General features: G+C 65.7%; 19 protein-coding genes. 10 read left to right on the forward strand and 9 right to left on the reverse strand.

The genetic code is table 11. The features are described 5' to 3' along the window. Window positions 1-2 precede the first annotated feature (2 nt). On the forward strand, window positions 3-848 hold the full coding sequence (locus tag NS3_RS06420; protein ID WP_067855074.1) for an alpha/beta fold hydrolase: 846 nt from the start codon (window positions 3-5) through the stop codon (window positions 846-848). Window positions 849-854: 6 nt separating this feature from the next. Here the strand turns inward: NS3_RS06420 and NS3_RS06425 are convergent, their stop codons facing one another. Further along, window positions 855-1,847 carry a 3-oxoacyl-ACP synthase III family protein gene (locus NS3_RS06425; protein WP_067855077.1) on the reverse strand — a complete coding sequence of 331 codons (993 nt, stop codon included), beginning with the start codon at window positions 1,845-1,847 and terminating at the stop codon, window positions 855-857. A gap of 113 nt (window positions 1,848-1,960) precedes the next feature. On the opposite strand from NS3_RS06425, the gene NS3_RS06430 reads away from it, so the two are divergent. Next, window positions 1,961-2,434 (forward strand): SRPBCC family protein, encoded by a 474-nt coding sequence (locus NS3_RS06430; protein ID WP_169811604.1) that lies wholly within the window; start codon window positions 1,961-1,963, stop codon window positions 2,432-2,434. On the opposite strand, the gene NS3_RS06435 is transcribed toward NS3_RS06430, so the two are convergent. The 7 genes from NS3_RS06435 to NS3_RS06465 all read right to left on the reverse strand — a co-directional run bounded on the left by NS3_RS06435 (window position 2,422) and on the right by NS3_RS06465 (window position 9,135). Beyond that, window positions 2,422-3,699: an NAD(P)/FAD-dependent oxidoreductase gene (locus NS3_RS06435; RefSeq protein WP_067855082.1), complete on the reverse strand. Its 1,278-nt coding sequence runs from the start codon at window positions 3,697-3,699 to the stop codon at window positions 2,422-2,424. The two genes, NS3_RS06430 and NS3_RS06435, sit on opposite strands and share 13 nt — an antisense overlap. Before the next feature lie 110 nt (window positions 3,700-3,809). Next, complete coding sequence (locus tag NS3_RS06440; RefSeq protein ID WP_067855086.1) at window positions 3,810-4,283, reverse strand: SRPBCC family protein; 474 nt, start codon at window positions 4,281-4,283, stop codon at window positions 3,810-3,812. 110 nt (window positions 4,284-4,393) lie between these two features. Further along, window positions 4,394-5,299 (reverse strand): UbiA family prenyltransferase, encoded by a 906-nt coding sequence (locus NS3_RS06445; protein ID WP_169811605.1) that lies wholly within the window; start codon window positions 5,297-5,299, stop codon window positions 4,394-4,396. Window positions 5,300-5,391: 92 nt separating this feature from the next. Further along, complete coding sequence (locus NS3_RS06450; RefSeq protein WP_067855091.1) at window positions 5,392-6,201, reverse strand: TauD/TfdA dioxygenase family protein; 810 nt, start codon at window positions 6,199-6,201, stop codon at window positions 5,392-5,394. After that, window positions 6,198-7,184, reverse strand: coding sequence for an L-tyrosine/L-tryptophan isonitrile synthase family protein (locus NS3_RS06455; RefSeq protein ID WP_067855094.1), 987 nt, complete (start codon window positions 7,182-7,184; stop codon window positions 6,198-6,200). The genes NS3_RS06450 and NS3_RS06455 overlap by 4 nt, the downstream gene beginning before the upstream one ends. Before the next feature lie 48 nt (window positions 7,185-7,232). Then, a complete protein-coding gene (locus NS3_RS06460) occupies window positions 7,233-7,898 on the reverse strand; it encodes a DJ-1/PfpI family protein (RefSeq protein ID WP_067855408.1) in 666 nt (221 codons plus the stop codon). A gap of 49 nt (window positions 7,899-7,947) precedes the next feature. Continuing rightward, entirely contained in the window at window positions 7,948-9,135 is a 1,188-nt protein-coding gene (locus tag NS3_RS06465; protein WP_169811606.1) for a cytochrome P450 family protein, read from the reverse strand. A gap of 1,418 nt (window positions 9,136-10,553) precedes the next feature. On the opposite strand from NS3_RS06465, the gene NS3_RS06470 reads away from it, so the two are divergent. The 6 genes from NS3_RS06470 to NS3_RS06495 are packed head-to-tail and all read left to right on the forward strand — an operon-like array spanning window position 10,554 to window position 16,395. After that, window positions 10,554-10,955: an SCP2 sterol-binding domain-containing protein gene (locus NS3_RS06470; RefSeq protein ID WP_067855101.1), complete on the forward strand. Its 402-nt coding sequence runs from the start codon at window positions 10,554-10,556 to the stop codon at window positions 10,953-10,955. A 1-nt stretch (window position 10,956) separates the two neighbouring features. Beyond that, window positions 10,957-12,015 (forward strand): alcohol dehydrogenase catalytic domain-containing protein, encoded by a 1,059-nt coding sequence (locus NS3_RS06475; protein ID WP_067855104.1) that lies wholly within the window; start codon window positions 10,957-10,959, stop codon window positions 12,013-12,015. A 6-nt stretch (window positions 12,016-12,021) separates the two neighbouring features. Continuing rightward, a complete protein-coding gene (locus tag NS3_RS06480; protein WP_067855107.1) occupies window positions 12,022-13,542 on the forward strand; it encodes an aldehyde dehydrogenase family protein in 1,521 nt (506 codons plus the stop codon). 29 nt (window positions 13,543-13,571) lie between these two features. Beyond that, the gene (locus NS3_RS06485) at window positions 13,572-14,906 is read left to right on the forward strand and encodes a cytochrome P450 (protein WP_084495101.1); all 1,335 of its coding nucleotides are present in this window, start codon (window positions 13,572-13,574) and stop codon (window positions 14,904-14,906) included. Continuing rightward, window positions 14,906-15,127, forward strand: coding sequence for a ferredoxin (locus tag NS3_RS06490; protein ID WP_067855110.1), 222 nt, complete (start codon window positions 14,906-14,908; stop codon window positions 15,125-15,127). The genes NS3_RS06485 and NS3_RS06490 overlap by 1 nt, the downstream gene beginning before the upstream one ends. Further along, window positions 15,127-16,395: an NAD(P)/FAD-dependent oxidoreductase gene (locus NS3_RS06495; protein ID WP_067855113.1), complete on the forward strand. Its 1,269-nt coding sequence runs from the start codon at window positions 15,127-15,129 to the stop codon at window positions 16,393-16,395. Before NS3_RS06490 ends, NS3_RS06495 begins: the two co-directional genes overlap by 1 nt. Here NS3_RS06495 and NS3_RS06500 read toward each other — a convergent pair. Then, window positions 16,322-17,527: a LuxR C-terminal-related transcriptional regulator gene (locus NS3_RS06500; protein WP_157101202.1), complete on the reverse strand. Its 1,206-nt coding sequence runs from the start codon at window positions 17,525-17,527 to the stop codon at window positions 16,322-16,324. The genes NS3_RS06495 and NS3_RS06500 overlap by 74 nt on opposite strands. A gap of 92 nt (window positions 17,528-17,619) precedes the next feature. On the opposite strand from NS3_RS06500, the gene NS3_RS06505 reads away from it, so the two are divergent. Next, window positions 17,620-19,155, forward strand: a complete 1,536-nt coding sequence (locus NS3_RS06505; RefSeq protein ID WP_067855119.1) for an acyl-CoA synthetase — start codon at window positions 17,620-17,622, stop codon at window positions 19,153-19,155. Window positions 19,156-19,219: 64 nt separating this feature from the next. Further along, window positions 19,220-20,464 carry an acyl-CoA dehydrogenase family protein gene (locus NS3_RS06510; RefSeq protein ID WP_067855122.1) on the forward strand — a complete coding sequence of 415 codons (1,245 nt, stop codon included), beginning with the start codon at window positions 19,220-19,222 and terminating at the stop codon, window positions 20,462-20,464. The last annotated feature ends 189 nt before the right edge of the window (window positions 20,465-20,653 follow it).

Raw genomic sequence — 20,653 nt, forward strand, 5'->3', positions numbered from 1 at the left:
TCATGTCCACCGATGCCTCTCCCGACCCTCTGCTCGCCGGAAGACCGGTGGGTGCGGCGAGTCTGACGGCCGTGCTGCGTCGAGCGCACGAGGCGGGCGCCCTGGCGGAGGCGATCCCGGTCCTGCGGGCGGCGGCGGCCACGCGCAGCACCTTCACCTCGGCGGCCGATCTCCCCCGCCCGTCGAAGCCTTTGCTGGTCAGTGAAGGCGCACCTCCGGTACTCGTCTGCGTGCCGTCGTTCCTCGCCGGGTCGGGCCCGCACCAGTTCGCGCGGCTGGCCGCCTCCTTCGAGCGGCGCTCGCGTGCGAAGGCGCTGGTCCTTCCCGGATTCGAGCGAGCCGGTGCGGTACCCGCGGACTGGTTCGCGGCGATCGATGCCCTGACGAACGCTGCCCTGTCCGCCGCGGACGGTGAGCCCCCGGTTCTGGTCGGCTACTCGATCGGCGGAGTGGTCGCACACGCGATGGCGCAGCGCTTGGAAGAGACGGGGCGCCCGGTGGCAGGCATCGTCATGATCGACACGGTCGATCCCGATGCCGCGGCACGCGCGGCGAGTTTCGCCTGGGCGCTGGGCAGCGTTCTCGATCGGGATGCCGACGGCCGGTTGGTCACCGACGACAATCTCACCGCCATGGGCGCCTACCTCGGATTACTGGAGCAGTGGCACCCCGGTCCGGTCGCCGCGCCCGTGCTGATGCTGCGCGCACAGCGACGTCCCGGCGATGCGGATCGGCCGCTCTGGGACATCGCGCAGACCACCGTCTCGGTGCCCGCCGACCATTTCTCCGTCATGGAGGAGGATGCCGTGCACGCCGCGCGCGCCATCGAAGGATGGCTACACCGGTAGCGTGACTCAGTTGTGCCAACGCATCGCCGCCGCGGCGGCGAAATCACCGGCGTGCGCGAATCCCGCCATCACCACCAGCGAACCGTCGGCGATCCTGCCCTCTCGGATCGCGGTGTCGAGCGTCACCGGAACCGCCGCGCCGTAGAGGTTTCCGCAGCGGTCGAAGGTGTCGAGATGCTGCTCGGGTTCCAGCCCCAGTGCCCGGCGCCAATTGCGCAGGAACAGCCGATTGGGTTGATTCGTGACCAGGTAGTCGATGGCGCCGAGATCGATGTCGATCTGTTTGCACAGCTCGCCGACCACCTCCGGGACCAGTCGATTCCCCCGATCGATGATCTCCTTGGACTTCTGTTGATCGAACACGATCTCCAGCTCGCCGCTGCCCGCCGCCCAGTACTTGCGGCCGTCGCCGGTCGCGGGCGACATATCCGGTGCGAAGGCGGGCGTATTCCGGACGTGGACGCCCAGCACGGGGGAACGGCCGTCGCCGGTGACATAGGCGACGCCACAACCGTCTCCGGCTATGGCCGCACTCTGCTTTCCGCTCAGCTCCGGCTGGGCGAACAACTGGCCCGCAGTATTCTGAATATTCGCCAGCAGAACGGTTCTCGCCTCACCGCTGCTGATCATCGCGCGAGCGATCTTGAGCATGTACGGAAAGGCGCCGCACCCGCCGTTGTGCAGATCGAGCACCAGCGCCGGATCGCACCCCAGCCGGTAGGCGGCCTCCGCCCCGCATCCGGTGATGCATTCGTCGGGTAACAGGGTGTTCGTGATCAGCAGATCGATATTGCCGGCCGGCTCGAGGCCGAGGCGCTCGAACATCGGCCGCGCGGCTTCGACGACCATGTCCGCCGCCCGCTGGGTGGGCGCGATCCGGTGCCGCTGGTCGGGCAGACGAAAAAGTGGGCTCTGGGCCATCGGATCGGCCGCCGCGACCGCAGGGTCGACCGTGAGCACCTCCGGCGGGAGGTAGCTGCCGAATGCCGCGATACTCATCGGATGCACGTGGACTTCCTCTCCTGCCGAAATCTCGTATTCAACTATCTCTCAATACCTTTGAGGCGCACCAGTTTGCCTGCGTCAGGCGCGCGACCGTATCTTTCCGGAGTATGGATGTGGTCGTGCGCCAGCTTATGAAATGTTCCCCCGACGAATATCTCGATTTCGTCATGGACGTCGAGCGCTATGCCGAGGTCGATGACAAGATCACGTCGCTTTCCTGGATACGGCGCGAAGGCGATGTCGTTCGGTTCCGATTCCGGCCCGCGCTTCCCGGATTGCCGCGGCCGATGCCGAAAATGGTGCTTCAGCTGACGCTGGTGGCCGGCGAGCGCATCGATCTCCGACTGGCGCCGCTACCGATGAACAAGTTCGGCAACCGCGTCATGACCTATACGGGCAGTTTCGTCTGCACGCCCGCCGACGGCGGCACCCTCGTCACGAGTTCCACGACGCTGGAGGTGATTCCAGCGCTGCGATGGCTCGTCGAACCGATCCTGCGACGGACTCTGCCCGCGAACTTCCAGGCGGAGATCGAACACGCCAAGTCCTATATCGAGGCCCGTAGCGCCTACAACAGCTGAGCCGTGACGGGTGTCGCGCCGCTCCCACGAAAGGTCAGGCGCCGGCGCAGGGCGGCGAACAGTGCGCGGGCCACGAACACCGGATGCAGGGCGGTGAACATGGAGGAATTGCGGGTCACCGCTTTGGTGACGCGTGCTCCCACCCACGAGTCGTGCACCGCGGCGGACAGCAGCACTCGCATCAGGATCGACAACTCGGGACGCTTGCTCAGATCGACGATTTGCAGCTGATGCGGCCACAATCGGAAGCGGTGTGTGCGCTGGTACTTTCGCGCCGCCGCGTCGATTCCGTCGGCGGCGCCCTCGAGCAGTGGCCGCGCCACCGCGTCGCTGAGCCACTCGGCCGTCTGTAGCGCCCAGCCCAGACCCGCGCCCTCCGCCGGATCGGCCGACATCGCGGCATCGCCGATCAGCGCGACACCGGGCGCGGTGATCCGCGGGCGCGTGATACTCGGGTAGTCGCGGTAACCGATGACCTCGGAAACACGTTCGGCGCTGCTGAGATCCGGGACACCGGGCAGGCCCGAGTACGCGGCCAGCAGTGCTGCCTCCTTGTCCGCGGCGGCGGCGTACTGCTTCTTGTCGAGCAGGCCGGCGAGCACCACCTGCCCGTCGTCCATGGCGCCGATCGAGACGATCTCGGGCATCTTCAGCCAGATGCTCAGCGTCCGGTCCTCGGGGACCTCCACATTGCGGTAGTAGGCGAAGACGCATGAGCGGCAGTTCTCGGATCGATGACCCCGCAGCCCGGCGAACTCGGCGATCTTCGAATGGCGCCCGTCCGCGCCGATCACCAGCCTCGCTCGCAGTCGCCGATTCTCGCCGTGCACGGCGGCCTCGACACCGTCGACGCGTCCGCGCGCGTCCCTGGTCAGATTGCGAACCCTGGCGCCCAGCAGCAGATCGACCTGCGGCACCTCGGCGGCGGCGTTGCGGGCCAGCGGATCCAGGGTTTCGCGGCGGATGTTGTAACCGTGTGGCGGACGGTCGTTCGTGCGGGGCGCGCGCAGCCAACCGTAGGGAGTCAGATAGGCGTCGTGAGAGGGGACGCCGCCGGCATCCTCGATGAGTTTGTCCAGTCCTGCGCGCCTCATGGTCGGCAACGCGCTCGACCGGATGGACGAGGTGCACAGCCGTTTGTAGGTTTCCGGATTCCGATGCGCCTCCAGCAGCGCGATCCGCAAGCCCGCGCGGCCCAGCAGAATTGCCGCGGTACATCCTGCGAGACCGGCGCCCACGATTACCACGTCATAGTCGTCGTTCATAGGAACTCTCTTCGAGTGTGGTGGACGGAATGCCTTGTACGGCAGCTGATCCCATCCTCGCACCAGTAGGAGTTCGGCGACAAAGTTCACCGGCGAGGCGAGCAGGCGGGTCAATGCCGGCTGCTGCGCCTTTCGATATATGCCTTGGCCTGCCGAATCTCGGTCTCGATATTTCCCGGGAGATTGCGGCGCAGAATGGGATCGACCAGCCAGCGGAGCGCCGGTGTGATTTCGGCTGCCATCGTCCTGGTGACCAGGGTGCCGTTCTCGCCGGGTTCGCAGACGAAACTCGCATCGAACTTCATCAGCCGATGCCACAGCTTGCTGTCCGGCAGCGGCGCGAGTCCGACATCGACTCGTTTGCCCGGTGTGAGAATTCCCTGCGCGATCATCTTCGGCGCCGGGCCGGGAAGTCCGGGCATCGCCGGGCGGAATTTGAATTCGACGCGATTCCCATCGCGGCGAACCCAATCGAAGCGTCCGATCTTGTCGTCCACTTCCGCATATCGTTCGACGTCCATCGCGAATTCGAGGAATTCTTCGGGAGAGCAAGCCATGGTCTGTTGTGCCCGTGCTTCCACCATGGTGGCGAGTCTATCGCGGATCTTTCCGGGGTCCTACTACTTCGACGGTGGTTCACGCAGGTTCCCCGTACCGCACCCGTGCGGGAACGGCCCGGCCGTGGGTCGGCGAATCAGCCCGAAACCACGAGATTCCCGATGGCCATCACAATCGCCCCCGCCCAGGCCAGACGGCGACCGAGCAATCGGCCCAGCAAGGGATTACGCTCGAGTGCGCCGAGACGGAACTGGGCCAGCCGGGCGGCGAACACCGGGCACAGGAGCGCTGCGAGCAGCGGCGGCAGTATCCCCGTCACCACGAGCACTCCCACCACGAGGATGTCCGCGACGGCGAGTGCGCCGAGCAGTCTGATGTAGTTGCGCTCCCCGGCGATGGTCGCGATGTTGAGCCTGCCTGCGCCGCGGTCGGTCTCCAGGTCACGTAGGTTGGAGTACATCGACACCATCATCAGCCAGAAGGCGAACAGCGCACCCTCGACCAGGATGCGCCCGGTGAGCCCGCCGGTCAGCGCCCAATACGGAATCAGCACCAGCTCCAGCGTCCACAGCAGGAGCACCATTTCCTGGAAGCCGATGTGGCTGAACTTGATTCCGTAGGAATACTGCAGCGAGACGCACACGCCGGCAACGGCGAGTGCGATCAGCGCAAGCGGGTGATGCGGCGTCATGAGCAGGCCTGTCAAGAGCAGCAGCAGACCGACTGCCACGCATGTCCACGCGAACCGCACCGCCTGTCCGAGCCGCAGCTCCCCGGTGACCAGCGGTTTCCACTTGGCGCGCCGCAGCGCGCTGGGATTGTCCTGATAGTTCTTCGCGTCGGTGCCGTCCCGGTAGCCGGTGATGTCGTCGAAGGCGATCACCGCGCTGTGGAGCAGGAAGTACCCCACAATGATCAGGGCCAGAGCCACCCAGGTGCTCGCCTCGCGCGCGACAGCCGTGGGCAGCAGTGTCGCCACCAACAGATAGCCCAGGTTGTAGTCGAGAAAATAGACATTGGCGAGGTGTCCGTAGGCTCGCACGGACCTCGTCGCGGGGGTCAGCAGATCGACCAATGCAGCATTCCAATCGTTTCGCCCGTCATCCGCTGTCGCGATGGGCACCGGCCGTCGGGTCAGAGGATCTGGATGCGCTGCATGTGCCGCTCGGTGGATCCGGTGAAGCGGTTGCGCCCGTGCAGCAGGGCATGGTTCTCGGCGACGACGATGTCACCGGTCCGCCAGGCGTGCTCATAGCAGTAGCGAGGGTCGTGCAGGCGCGAGCTGAGCTCCCCCATCAGGTGCGTCGCCATCTCCGGGGGGTGCCCTTCGACGTTGAGGAGCAAAGGGTTTCGGTACCGCGCCGGGTCCAGTGGCTCGGCGTACCGGATCGTTGTCTCGCCTGTCACCGGATGGATTGTCAGGACCGGATGGGTCATCGTGCCGCCGTAGTGTGCCAGCCGATCGGTGCGGTAGGTGATCGAGGTGTGGGCCCACAGGTCGCGCAGTTCCTCGGGCGCGTCTCGGTACACCCTGGTCGCGTCCGAGAACACCGTCTCGCCACCCGCGCCCGGCGAACACCCACGCAGGCACTGGAACAGGAAGTACCGCGGCGCCCGATCCTGCCACGCCCCGTCCCAGTGGAACGGCACGTCCCCGGAGTCGAACAGGTAGTTCTTCGGATCCTCTTGTACGACCAGGTCCAGAATCGTGCCGAACTCCCACTGCACGAGTTCACCCGCGGCCCGGCAGTATGCCTCGAGGGCGAGCGCGTCGAGCAACTCGTATCCGCGCAGGACCAGCACCTTGGCCGACAGAGTCGTGGCCAGCAGGCAATCGATGGGTACATCGGCGAGGGTCTGCCCGGCGGCAGGCGCAGTCACCAGCCGCCCGAACGGTGCCAGATCGACGCCCTCGAGCAGGACTTGCTGCCGTTGATCGGTCACGATTGTCCTTTCGACGTGGCGGGCGCGGGGGCGAGCGAACTCGACCCGATCGGCTCCGCGAGAACGAAATGGCTGGGCCTGTTGTTGCGCCACACCAGGCGGGCGCCGAGCTTCTCGGCCTGTGCGCGCTTGACCAGCACGTGACGCAGTCCGTCGTCGAGCACCACGCCGTGCCACGGGGTGAGCCAGCTGTCGGTGGTGCCCAGCAGGTGAAATCCGATCTTGGTGTCGTGGTTCGCCTGGGGGTGGATGGACAGCCGCACTGCGTCGGGGAAGGCTCCCGCGACGACCCGGCTCCACGCCTGGCTGCGTTGGACCACTTGGTAGGCGGTCAGTTTCGCGTGATTACGGATCTGGGTGGCACTGAGCTCCGGCATCAGAGCCGCACTGTCCTCGGTGACGAACCGGTGGATGCCGTTGAACATCCGACGGGCCGCGGGCGCGGAACGCACCGCGTCGCGGATCTTCTCGATCGGATCGGCGTGCTCGTCGAGCAGCCGGCCGCGACGCTGCTCCCAGCTCAGTCCAGGCATGACGTCGGCCAGCGCGTAAAGCCCGATCGCTCCGCCGCCGATCGAGCGGATGATCCTGAGCAGTTCGGCGCCGTAGTCGTCGACGTGCTCGTCCCGGATACCCAGGACGTCGCTGAACACGTGCCCGTCGGAGCAGACGGTGACTACCGCGCCCGGTGCGTACACCGCCGAGATCCGCTCGCAGAAAGCCTGGATCGACTCGAGGGCCAGCTGCTCTCCCAGGTCCGGCAACCGCCCGACGGTCTTACGCCGGTTACGTGACTTCGCCGGGAACGCCGGGATGACGAAGTGCACCGGCTCACCGGCCGCGACATGCCGGCAGATCCTGTCGAGGTGGGGAGCGAAGCATTCCGGGCACGGCTCGGCCGAGCACGGATCCGACGGGTCGGTGGTGCGGCGACGCCGGAACACGATGCGCAGAATCGCCTCGGCCAGTCGGACATGCTCCATAGCATCCTCGCATCGTGATTCGGCGACTCGAGCCGCCGCCGGGACGGCTCAGTTCTGGATTGCTCGTCGGATGTACTGCTTTTCGAATTCGCCCATCATCATCGAGACGAGGTCGACGATCGGCTGGGTCGCTTTGCGCGGAGTGCCCGACTCGAACGGTGGCCGGGGATCGTATTCGAGGGCGAGTTGAATGCATTGTGCGAGTTCGGGAGCCGCGAAATCGGCTACCAGGGTCAGCGCCAGATCGATTCCCGCCGAGGACCCCGCGCCGGTGGCGATGCGCTCGCCCATGACGATGCGCTGGTCTGTGGGGTGCGCGCCGTACTCGGCGAGTTCGTCGTAGAAGTTCCAGTGCGTGGCAGCCGGCTGATTGTCCAGAACGCCCGCGGCGGCGAGGATGTGCGCTCCGGTGCACACCGAGGTGGTCCACCTGGTGTGTGGATGTGCCCCGCGCACCCAGTCGACGATCGGCCCGCTCTCCCTGGCGATTGTGAGCGAGCCCGCGCCGCCGGGGATCAGGAGAATGTCGGGGCGCGGGACGTCTGCGAAAGTGGTGTCGATCGGCAACTGCAGCAGACCGTGATCGTCGGCAAGCGTGCCCTTCTCCGCGGCGCACAGCACCACGTCGGCGTTCGGCACGGTCGTGAAGACCTGATACGGGCCGATGGCGTCCAGTGCGGTGAAACCCGGATACAGGCCGAGGGCGATGATCACGAAATTCTCCTGGTAAGACGATCGCGACAGCATGAGGGATGCCGCGTTTTCAGCGGTGGAGCACGAGTGGAAGGGCACTCGGCCCGCGAAGCACGAGTGACGGCTTGTAGTGGACTTCCTCCCGCGGCATGCCCAATGACAGCTGGGAGCAGCGCGAGAGCAGATGTTCGAGCAGGATCCGGCTCTCCAGTCGGGCGAGTGCGGCGCCGAGACAGCGATGCAGTCCGTGCCCGAACGCCAGATGCCGCTTGTTCGCCCGGCCGAGGTCGAAGCTGTCCGGATCTGGGTACTGCCGTTCGTCCCGATGGGCGGCACCGACGAGCAGCAGCACCGGCTCGTGCGCCGGGACCGCGGTGCCTGCGATATTCAGATCCTCGGTCGCGAATCGCCATAGGGAACTGGGTTGGGGACCGTCGTAGCGCAGCGTTTCCTCGATCGCGTCCGCCACGGTGAATCTGCCGTCGCGCACGCCGGCAAGCTGGTCGGGGTGGTCGAGCAGCGCGAGCAGCACGTCGCCGATCAGCCGGATGGAGCTCTCGTAGCCGGCCACCACCAGCCCCACTGCAGTGGCGATGAGCTCGTCCGAACTGAGGCCGCCGGAGTCGTCGCCTGCCGCGATCAACTCGGACAGCAGGTCGTCGCCGGGATGCTTGCGCTTGTGCGCCACAAGCTCCTCGGCGTACTTCATCAGCCCGGCGGTGGCCTCGGGGACCTGCGCCAGCTCCGCGGGATCCGCGGTGAACACCAGATCGCCCCACCGCCGCAGGTCGGCCTCGTCGCCCGGCTCCGCGCCGATAACCGCGCAGATCGCCCGGACCGACAGCGGCGCCGCGATCCGCGCTATCACATCGACCGGTTCGCCCATCGGCAGCGGGTCGAGTAGGGCGTCGACCTCCTCGCGAATGGTCTGTTCCCACTGCGTGATTCGGCCTGCTGTGAAGGTGCCCGCAGCCAGGCGACGGACACGCGTGTGGTCCGGTGGATCGAGGTTGACCATCGTGCGCTCGGCGACCGTGCCCGCCCCGAAGGCCAGGCCCGCCGCGTGGAAATCCGCTGACGCGGAACGGTAGTCGCTGCTCAGTCGCCGGTCGGCGAAGCCGTGCCGGACGTCGGCGAATCGGCTGACCAGCCACACCCTGATATCGACGAACGGGATGGTGACCGGATATACGGGCGCGTTGTCCCGTAGCCATGCGTAGAAAGGATAGGGATTCTGGAAGAACTCTGGTGTGAACATCGCCGGAACGGCTGGATCGGGCATCGCCGGAACGGCTGGATCGGGTACGGACGGAACGGCTGGATCGGGTACGGACGGAACGGCTGGAGTCGGTGGGACGTCATCGGGCATCTGACGAACTCCCCTCGCTGAATACAAAGCTGCGCAACGGTAACCAGGTCCGAAAACCACCGTCAAAGGACGTCTCGGCAGGCTGCGTCACATCGCCCACGACTACGGAGGTGGCTGTTGCCGCCCGAGCCGGAGCGTTCGCCCGGCACCCATCGCCGGTCGTCGCAACGATCGTGATCGCGGACCTACCGGCGTCGGGAGATCCGCGGGCGCTCTGTGACATGCGCGGCCGGACGGGACGGCCAGGTTTCGGTCATCGCGGAAGTCCACCAAAGTCTCACATTATTCTGCTTGCCGTGCTGTTTCTGGCCGCCGGCCCGATGAAGCTCGCTCAGCCGAGGGAGAAGCTGGCCGAAGCCGGGGGAAGGCGGGGTGAGTCGAATGGTGCGACGACTCCGGTACGTCGCCGGCCCCGTGGCTTCGCACGGGTCCGGTGCGCTGATGGCGCCCCCGACGAGCCGCATGGTTGATTGAATATTCAAAGTGACCATACAATCAAAACTCTGTTGAGTGACAGAACGTCGGGGTCGGCTCCTATCGGGGAGTGTCGAGAGCTTCCCGAGCATCATGTGTACTGTTTCGTGTGCGGGGGCGCCGACGGCTAGCGAGGGCTCCGGGTTCGTCGATTCATCTGCGAGAACCGCGCGGTAGTGCATTTCCTGCCCGAGCCATGGCATTCGGGCGCACCAGGCCAGGTGCATGGAGGAGTGTAGCGAATTGGCCGTGCCCGTCCCGTTGCAGTCGGGTACATAAGCTGCGGCCGATCTCGGTGCGCCCTGATTCTCGCCCGGTCGGTGATAGGGCTTGAGCATGATCAGATCTCGACGGCGGGCCGTGGGGATCCTGGATAGCAGCCACCCGAGATGGTGGGCACGACGTCACCGTCGATCGCTCCGGTGCTGCGCGGAAGTCGATGGCTTCCTAGCGACAAGCAACCCTGTGTACAGCGTTCTTCGTAGATCCAGCGGCATTGCCCGTGATGTTTTCGAGCCGGCGTGGGCTGTAACTCCGGTTGGTCGCGGCTAGGGCGTATTGAACGCGATTATCGTTGTGTTGCAATTACTTTGGCTGTCCAGGTCATCATGTCGGCGTCATGGGCAGGTTCGAGCGTGTGGTTCGGGTTCCACTTGTGTCCTGTGCGGTCTCTGCGCGCATCCGACAGGGAGCGGTATGTGACTCGTGACATATCCCTTTCGGGAGGGGGATATACCCCTTGTGGGGTCTGATCTTTATTGTTCGGCGGTGATTTGATGGCTTCTGTCAACAAAACAAGCCATCATCCAGAGGCCGGGCACGGGAGTCGAAATATGGGTTTCTTCAAAGATGCGGACGAACTCGACGAGTACATCGGAGGAGTGTTTCGCGATGCGGGCGATCACCCCGAATCCGGACCGAAATTGCGGGCTGCCGGCATCGTGATGCGTGTTCTCTACACCGATCCGGACTGCGAGGTCACGATCGCGTTCCGCGACGACTACCAGGTTTTCGTCGGCCCCACCGAAGTGAAGCCGGATATCACCCTGCTGATGCGTGCCGATACCGCCGATCAATTCTGGCGCGGTGACTACAACCTCGCTGTCGGCCTCGCCAAGGGGCAGGTCAAGGCGAAGGGGCCGGTCAACAAGATCCTCAAACTGGTGCCGCTGACCAAGCCGCTGTTCCCGATGTACCGCGAGAAGATCGCCCGCAAAGACGCCGAGGTCGCCTGACATGCCCAGCACCATGAAGGCCGCGGTGCTGAAGGCGCCGCACCGGGTCGAGGTCGAGGACGTCCCGGTTCCCAGCATCGGTGAGCCGACCGACCTGCTGCTCAGAGTGGAGCAGACCGCGATCTGCGGCACCGATCTGCACCCGTACGAGGGTCGGCTCGAACTCGAGTCCGATATCATTCTCGGCCACGAATTCCTCGGCACGGTCGAGGCGGTCGGCAGCGCGGTCACCCAGTTCTCCGAGGGCGACCGAGTGGTGTCCTCGTGTGTGGTCAGCTGCGGCTCGTGCTATCAATGCCGTCGCCACCAGCCCGGAAACTGCGCGGGCAGTAGAATTTTCGGCCTCGGGCTCGCACTCGGCGATCTCGACGGCGGCCAAGCGGAATACGTGGTGGTGCCGTCCGCGGACCTGACCGCGCGTGCGGTGCCGACCGGTGGGTCGGCCAACGATGAGGACATCCTGTTCGCCGGCGACATCATGACGACCGGCTACGAAGCCGTCGCGCGGGCGATGCGCCCCGGAGACAGCGTCGCCGTCGTGGGCGGCGGGCCGGTGGGGCTGTGCGCGGCCATGGCCGCGGTGGCGCTCGGCGCCGGGCAGGTCATCGTGATCGACCGTGTGAAGGCTCGTCTGAAGGAAGCCGAACGCTACGGGGCGATCGGGGTCGACGCCTCCGAGAACGACCCTGCCGACGCGGTGTTGGATCTGACCGACTGGCGCGGTGCGGACGTCGTCGTGGACGCGGTCGGACACGAGTCCGCGCTGATCTCGGCCATCGCCTTGGTTCGGGCCGGCGGCACCCTGTCGATCCCCGGTGTCTACACCGAGGAGAGCCTGACGATTCCGTTCTCGGACTTGTACCTCAAAGGCGTGAAGGTCGAAATGGGCGTTTCCCACATCACAGAATACATGGACGAGGTGATCGCCCTGATGGGAGCCGGAAAGCTCCGCCCCAGCGACATGATCTCCCACCGGATGGGCCTGAGCGAGGCAGCCGAGGCATACCGCATGTTCGAAGCCCGCGAAGCGACCAAGATCATCCTCGATCCCAGGAACTGAGAAGCGATGACTGCTGTAGACGTACGCCATTATCCGATGCGCATCGGTGGCCGGGATGTCGAAACCGGGCGCGTGCGCGCCATCATCGATCCCAGCGACGAATCCACCGTCGCGACGGTCGCGATGGGCGGCGCCGAACATATCGACGACGCGGTCGGCGCGGCGAAAGCCGCGTTCGAAGCCGGAGTGTGGGCGCGCAAGACACCGAGTGAACGAGCGGCGGTGATGCGCAGGATCGCCGCCGCGGCCAACGACGTGATCGAGGAACTCGTCGAACTCGAGATGTCGGCCAACGGCGCCACCGTTCGGCAGGCGACCGGATTCCATGTCGGTTATGCCTTGGCGCACTTCACCTACTTCGCCGACCTCATCGAGACCTACAACTGGAAACGGCCCGCGCCGATCGTGACCTTCCCGACGCTTGCGCAGTCGGTGGTGCACCGTGAGCCGATCGGTGTCGTCGGTGCGATCGCTCCGTGGAATTTCCCGCTGCTGCTGACTCTGTGGAAGGTCGGCCCGGCGCTGGCGGCGGGCAACAGCGTGGTCGTCAAACCCGACGAGCACACCCCGCTGTCGATCCTGGCCTTCGCCCGGATCGCCGAGGAGAACGGGTTGCCGCCCGGGGTGCTCAACGTCGTACCGGGCGAGGGCCGTGAAGCCGGGGCGCGGTTGGCCTCGCATCCGGATGTCGGCAAGATCGCGTTCACCGGATCCACCGAAATCGGGCGTGAGATCATGCGTTTGGCGTCGGGGACGGTCAAGAACATCACCCTCGAACTCGGCGGTAAAGGTCCCTCGATCGTGCTCGACGACGCCGATCTCGATCTGGCGGTGGACGGGGTTCTCTACGGGTGCTTCGTCTATTCCGGACAGGTGTGCGAGTCGGGCACACGCGCGATCGTGCCCCACGCGATCTACGACGAGTTCGTTGAACGATTGCTCGAACGGGCCGCGACGATCCGCATCGGAGCCACCCGTGACTGGGATACCGACATGGGACCGGTGATCAACGCCAAACAGAAGGCCCGGATCCTCGACTACATCGAAGGCGCTCGCAGTGACGGGGCGACCGTGGCGCTGGGCGGCAGAACCGTCGAAGGCCACGGGTTCGACAAGGGATTCTGGATCGAGCCGACCATCATCACCGGCGTGCGCAACGATATGCGCATCGCACAAGAGGAGGTGTTCGGCCCGGTGCTGTGCGTGATCGCCTACGACGGCGACGACGAAGCGGTCGCGATCGCCAACGACAGCCAGTATGGACTGGCCGCGAGTGTGTGGAGCGGTGACAATGAGCGCGCCCTCGCCGTCTCCGAACGAGTCCAGGCGGGCAGCGTCTGGATCAACGACGCGCATCAGATCAATGCCCAGGTGCCTTTCGGCGGCTACAAGCAGAGCGGAATCGGGCGCGAACTGGGCCCGGATGCCCTCGATGAGTACACCGAGGCCAAGACGATCCACCTTGATCTGTCGGGGGGGCGTGAACGCAAACCCTTCGACATCTTGCTCAGCCACGCCGACGACTGACCGGCACACTATTCTCAGGAGATCAGAGCATGACCACCTCGTTCGACGACGCCGAACTGAGTTTCGACGACGACACCGACGCCGACGTCGCACCCACCAATGAGGTCGCCGCGACCAGGACATACGACGAACTGAATGTTTCCAGCGACGAGTTCTGGGCTCTCGACGCGCCGCAACGGGAGTTGGTGTTCCAGCAATTGCGTCGCGAGCGGCCGATCAGCTGGCAACGCCCGATCGAGTCCGCGGTGGTCCCCGACCCCGACGACACCGGATTCTGGGCGGTGGTCAAGCACCGCGACATCATCGAGGTGAGCCAGCGTAACGATGTGTTCGTCTCCGGTTACGGGGTCATGTTCGATCTGTTGCCGCCGATGTTCCTCGAGATGGCGATGTCGTTCCTTGCCATGGACAACCCGAAACACGACAAGTTGCGCAAGCTTGTCAGTGCCGCGTTCACCCCGCGTCAGATCCGCAAGATCGACGCCGACATCGCCTCGCGTGCCGAACGGATCGTCGCGGCCGCGGCACAGAAGCCCGAGATCGACTTCGTCGCCGACATCGCCCGTCATCTGCCGATCGAGATGTTCGGTGACATGTTCGGGGTTCCGCAGGAACTGCGTGCCACCGTCGCCCACGCCGCCGACGAGATCGTCGCCTGGGCCGACCCGGTACTGCTCGCCGGACGCGACGCGGCCGAAGTCCAGGTCGAAGCCTCCCTGGTCATCCACGACATCGCCGAGCAGTTGATCGCGGAACGGCGGGCCGAACCGCAGAACGACCTGCTCACCAATCTGGTACAGGCCGAAGTCGACGGAGAACGCCTGAGCGACTTCGAGATCGGCGCGGTGATGGTGCTGATGGCGGTGGCGGGCACCGACACCACCCGCCACACCTCGAGTTTCACCGTCAAGAATCTCACCGACCACCCCGAGCAGCGAGCCTGGTTGTGGGAGGACTTCGAAGGCCGGATCGGTCTCGCGATCGAGGAGTTCCTGCGGCATGCGTCGGTGGTGCTGAACTTCCGGCGCACCGCGATCGCGGAGTACGAGCTGGCCGGGCAGCAGATCCTGCCCGGCGACAAGGTCGTGATGATGTACGGATCGGGCAACCGCGACGAGGACGTCTTCGACGATCCCGAGGCGTTCGACCTCACGCGCAGCCCGAACCCGCACATCGCCTTCGGCGGCGGCGGTGTGCACTTCTGCCTCGGCAACCAGCTCGCCAAATCGATGCTGCGATCACTGTTCCGGGAATTGCACCGGCAGATGCCAGACTTCGAAGCGGGTGAACCGACGCTGATGAAGACCAACTTCATGCGCGGCGTGGTAAGCCTGCCGTTCCGCACCAATGTCGGGAGCAGGTGATGTCGGTGACGGCGGGTCGATGCACGGTGGTCGTGGACATGGGCAAGTGCTCGGGCCTGGGTCTGTGCGAAGCGGTGGCGCCGGAGGTATTCGAAATCGGTGACGACGGGGCACTTCTAGTACACCACAACTCGTTCGACCTCGCCGATCGCGCGCTGCTCGAGGAAGCGGCGGCCTCGTGCCCCACGCAGGCTATCGAAATCCGCGTCGAGGACTCGTGATGGGTCGCGACCAGACCCTGGTGGTGGTCGGCGCCGGGCTGGCAGGTATCCGCGCCTGTGAGTCCGCGCGCCGCGCAAGCCACGAAGGACCGATCGTGCTGGTCGGCGATGAACCGCATCTGCCCTACGACCGCCCGCCACTGTCGAAAGCCATGCTCGTCGCCCCCGACGACGCGCAGGTGGACGTGCAGTTGCGCCCGGCCTCGGTGCTCGAGGACGAACTCGGCGTGCGGGTGCTGACCTCCACCACCGCGCTCGCGCTGGACACCGAACGCCGAAACCTGCACACCACTGGGGGAGACCTCGGCTACGACGAACTGATCATCGCCAGCGGCGCAACGGCGCGTCGACTGCCCGAAGACCGGAAATACTCGGGAATCCTCGCGCTACGCACGCTCGACGACGCGCGCCGCGTACGCAAGGCCCTGAGCAACCGAGCACGTGTCGTCGTAATCGGTGCAGGCTTCATCGGTTCCGAAATCGCCTCCGCGGCAAGAAAACTGGGTGCGGCGGTGACGATCGTGGAAAGCGCCCCGGCACCGTTGATCCGCTCGCTCGGGACACAGATCGGAGCGTTGTGCGCGGATCTGCACCGAGACCACGGAACGGATCTACGGCTGGATACGACCATCACCGCCATCCATCCTCGCGACGACGCCGAACCGGATGCCGATGGCCGCTATCCGGTCGGTGCCGTCGAACTCTCTGATGGCACCACCCTGCACGCCGACGTCGTCGTCGCGGGAATCGGCGCGAGTCCTTCCACGGCATGGCTGAAGAACTCGGGAGTCCAGCTGCATCACCGCGACGGCGGCGTGATGTGCGACGAGCACTTGGCGGCCGTGGACGAGACCGGGGCGGCGATCGCGCACGTGTGGGCGGCCGGAGACGTCGCGCACTGGCCGAACCCGCTGTTCGACCGCACGATGCGACTCGAACACTGGACCAGTGCGGCCGATCAGGGCGCGCTCGCGGCCCGCAACGCGCTCGCGGCCCCCGAAGATCGCAGACCCTACTCGACAGTGCCGTACTTCTGGTCGGACTGGTACGAGACCCGAATCCAGTTCGTCGGCGTACCGCAGGCCGAGGAGGTCCTCGTGCAACACCGGCGAGACGAACGAGGCGGGACCGTCGCGCTCTACCGAGCCGGTCAGCGGCTGATCGGGGTCCTCACAATCGGACGGCCCGACCTGATCATGAAATACCGCCGACTCGTCGCTGGGAGCGCGACGTTTCAGGAGGGAGTGGATTTCGGTGCGGCGAGCTGAGCGGGCTCGGCTCGGCCTCGTACAACCGCGACACGGCCTCAGCTCGGTTAGCCGCACCGAGCTTGCGCAAGATGTGCTTGACGTGCTGTTTGACCGTCCCCTCGGCGATAACGAGTTCCCTGGCGATCGAGAAGTTGGTCCGGCCCTGAGCCAACAACTCCAAAATCTCCACCTCGCGGTTGGTCAACCGCTCTCTCAGCGACGCCGACGCCCGCGGATGACGGGACACAGGCGCCCCGGCTCCGACCGCACCACCACCACCACCATCGTCGGTGGCGGCGAGTTCGAAACTGACCTCGTGGGCGTCGTCGAGAGAGGCGGCCGCCTCGGTGGCCGCCTGCCGCAACATCGATCCGGCCCGGTCGAGTCGCTCGGCCAGCTGGGCGCGGGTCAACGCCAGACGAAATCCTTCGGCGAACGCCCGCAGTACTTCACGATCGAGCAGATCGGTGTCGACACCCTGCAAGTACCGGTCCCCGTGGACGAGTCCGACCACCCGGCCGTTGGACATGATCGGTGCGGCCACATACGAGCGCGACAGCGATTCGTCGGCGATGCGGCGATGAACCCGAGACTCGTGCTGCACGTCGTAGACGAGGATTGCCTGTCTGCGCCGGACCATCTCGGTCTCGAACAGTCCCGGCACCAGAGCCTGGGGGTCATCCTGACCGGCGCGATTGATCGTGTCCGCCCACTCGGGATTATCGGCGATGAACACCCCCTGGGAGATCCACAGCCCGTCGCTGATACGCGAGACGATGGCCCGGTCGAATCCGAGGTCACCGATCAGGCGAGGCGCGACGGTGATCAGCTCCCGCACAGAGCACGGGGTGGCTTCCAAGCGGGTGAGCGTCTCGCCCAGACGTCGACTGACCTCGGCGTGCGGGTTGCGCTGGGTACGCAGCAGCAGCTGGTCTATCCTGCGCAGCTGGCGCAGCGCCCCCAACACATCCGGCGAGGCCTGCCCACTGTTGTCGCCCATCGCCGCGGCGAGCGCCTCCCAGGCGTCATCGATCACCGCGCGGGCGTCGGGGGTGCTCAACCTCGCCAGCGGATCCTCGCTTTCGAGAACCTCCCGCAGGTTCGCCAGGACGTTGCGCACCCGTTCCTCGGCGTCGTTCGTTTCCTGCATCACCTCACCATACGAGATGTGAGCTCAAACACAACGTCGATGTAGTGAGCTCCTCTTGCCTCTGCTCATCCCGCTCTATCGAAGGAATACCGATGTATCCCGCCGTCCACGCAGCCACCGCTCCGGACAAGATCGCCGTCCTGGTCGCCGAGACCGACGAAGCTCTCACCTACGGTGCGCTCGAGGAACGCTCCACCCGGCTGGCGAACGCGTTGCACGCCGCGGGTCTGCGCCGCGGCGACGTCGTCGGACTGCTCAGCACCAATGGAGTCCGCGTTTTCGAAGTCTACTGGGCATGCTTGCGATCGGGGCTCTACCTCACGCCGGTCAACTTCCATCTGGCCGCCTCCGAGGTCGCCTACATCGTCGACGACTGCGAAGCCCGCGCTCTGGTCGTCTCCGCCGATCTGGGGGAGCTCGCCGCCGCTGTGGTCGTCGATACCCCGGAGGTCGAACTCCGACTCTCCTACGGCGGCGCGGTCGAGGGCTTCGACGACTACGACGAGTTCGTGGCGTCGGGAGCGGCACAAGCGCCGTCCGACCAGCCGCGTGGCGCCGATATGCTGTACAGCTCCGGAACCACAGGCCGCCCCAAAGGCGTCAAACCACCATTGCCCGACCGGCAGGTCGGTGACCCCGGCGATCCTTACGTCGCGGTCTTCGGCGGTGGCTACCGAATGAGCACCGACACCATTTACTTCTCGCCCGCGCCGCTGTACCATGCCGCGCCGCTGCGGTTCGGCATGGTCACCCAGGCGCTGGGCGGAACGGTCATCACCACCAAGGGATTCGACGCCGAACAGTGCCTGCGCGTCATCGACCACCACAGGGTGACCCATTCCCAATGGGTCCCCACCCATTTCGTACGCATGCTCAGACTGTTGCCCGAGGTACGCGCCGCCTACGACGTGTCATCGCAGGAATACGCCGTGCACGCCGCCGCGCCGTGCCCGGTCGAGGTGAAACGCCAGATGATCGAATGGTTCGGACCCATCCTGCACGAGTACTACGCCTCCACGGAGGCCAACGGCATCACGATGATCGACGCGCGGGAATGGGAAGCCAAACCCGGCTCGGTCGGCACCGCCAAACTCGGCGTCATCCACATCTGCGACGACGCCGGCAACGAAGTGCCCATCGAGAACTCCGGAGTCGTCTACTTCGAACGCGACGTGATGCCTTTCGCCTACCACCGCGACCCCAACAAGACCGCCGCGGCACAGCACCCCCGCCACGACACCTGGTCCACCTGCGGAGACATCGGCTACCTCGACCCCGACGGCTACCTGTTCCTCCAGGACCGCAAAGCGTTCACCATCATCTCCGGCGGGGTCAACATCTACCCGCAGGAGATCGAGGACTGTCTGGTGCTGCACCCAGCCGTCCACGACGTCGCGGTGATCGGCATCCCCGACGACGAATACGGCGAAAAGGTGCTGGCAGCAGTGCAACTCGTGCACGGAGTCACCGCGAGCGAGGACGTCGAACGCGAACTCAGTGACCACGTTCGCGCCCAGATCGCCGGATATAAGGTGCCGCGCCGCATCGAGTTCGTCGACGACCTGCCGCGCACCCCCACCGGAAAACTCCTCAAACGCCGACTGCGAGAACAGTTCTCCGGCAATTGACCCCAAGCTCGCACCACCGCGGGCGGCGCTGCCCGCGCACCACCGACCACAGGAGACCACGATCGTGACAACAACCGACGCCGGCCCCGTCCTCGGTCCGCCGCGGACCTCGAACCGGCTGGTCAACGACCTGCTCCTGCCGCAGGAAACCATCGATGTCAGAGACCAGGCACGCCACTTCGCCGAGACCGTGCTCGCTCCGCGCGCCGGTGAACTCAACAGCGCGGAGGAATCAGCCGAGGCATTCCCCGCCGACCTGGTCCGCGCGATCGCCGACGCCGGGCTGTACGCGGTCGGCTACCGCGCCGATGTCGGCGGGCTCGGCCTCCAGTACCCGATGCTGGCCGCCGCCACCGTGCTCGAAGAACTTGGCTACTACAGCCCCGGGGTGGCCTCGGCGCTCTACGACGGACAAGCCCTGCTGGTCGGACGCACCCTCGACGCGGCACCGGCCCCCATTCGACAGGAATACCTGCCGCTACTGATCCGCGGCGACATCGTCGGATCCTTCGCCACGAGCGAACCCGAAGCCAGCACCGACCTGTCCGCCGAGGCCATGCGCACCACCGCGGTGAAAGTACCCGGCGGATACCGGCTGACCGGGCACAAGCGATGGATCACCAACTCCTGTGCCGCCGACATCATGACGGTGCTGTGTGTCGTCGACGGACAGCACACGATGCTGCTTGTCGACATGCACGACGAAGGCATCACCGTCGGTGCACCGGACAAGAAACTCGGCAACCGCCTCCAGCTCACCTCCGACGTGCACTTAACCGACGTCTTCGTCCCCGACCACCATGTGATCGCACCACCGGGACGTGGTCTGGCAGCGGCATTGAACAGCCTGTCGGCCGGCCGGATCGGCATCGGCGCCCTCGGCGTCGGCATGGCCCAAGCCGCGTTCGACCACGCCGCCGACTACATGGGCCGACGGTCGGCCTTCGGATCGAAGATCGGTCAGTTCCAGCACTGGCAGTTCCGCTTCGCCGAACACGCCATCGCCCTGGAGTCCGCCCGCAGCCTCTACCAGAAAGCCGCACGGATCTCCGACTCCGGCGTGACATCCGCCGCCGAAGCCGCGATGGCCAAAGTCACCGGCAGTCGGGTGGCGGTCGAGGTCGCCCGGGACGCCATCCAGGTCCACGGCGGATACGGCTACATCCGGTCGCTGAGCGCCGACGGCCGCACCAATCCCCTGGAATCGATATGGCGCGACAGCAAGATCGGCGAAATCTACGAAGGCGCCAATGAAGTACAGCTGTGGAGTATCGCCCGAGTCGCCCTCGGACGAGACCTGACCGGATAAGGCGGACAGTAAGCGGCGTCGTGACAGGGCGGTCGGCGGCCGGATATCATTGCCGCACCACCGATTCCGCCATCGGCGGCTGGCTCGTCGATTTTGTGGCAGTCGACCGAACTGGCATCCCGGCGACGGTGGTCTCGAGCATTTCGGGCGCGCGAAAACTATCAACAACACACAAAACGCGCGAAAATC

Origin of the sequence: Nocardia shimofusensis NBRC 100134 (genome assembly GCF_001613125.1) — a bacterium.
Lineage (GTDB): Bacteria > Actinomycetota > Actinomycetes > Mycobacteriales > Mycobacteriaceae > Nocardia > Nocardia shimofusensis.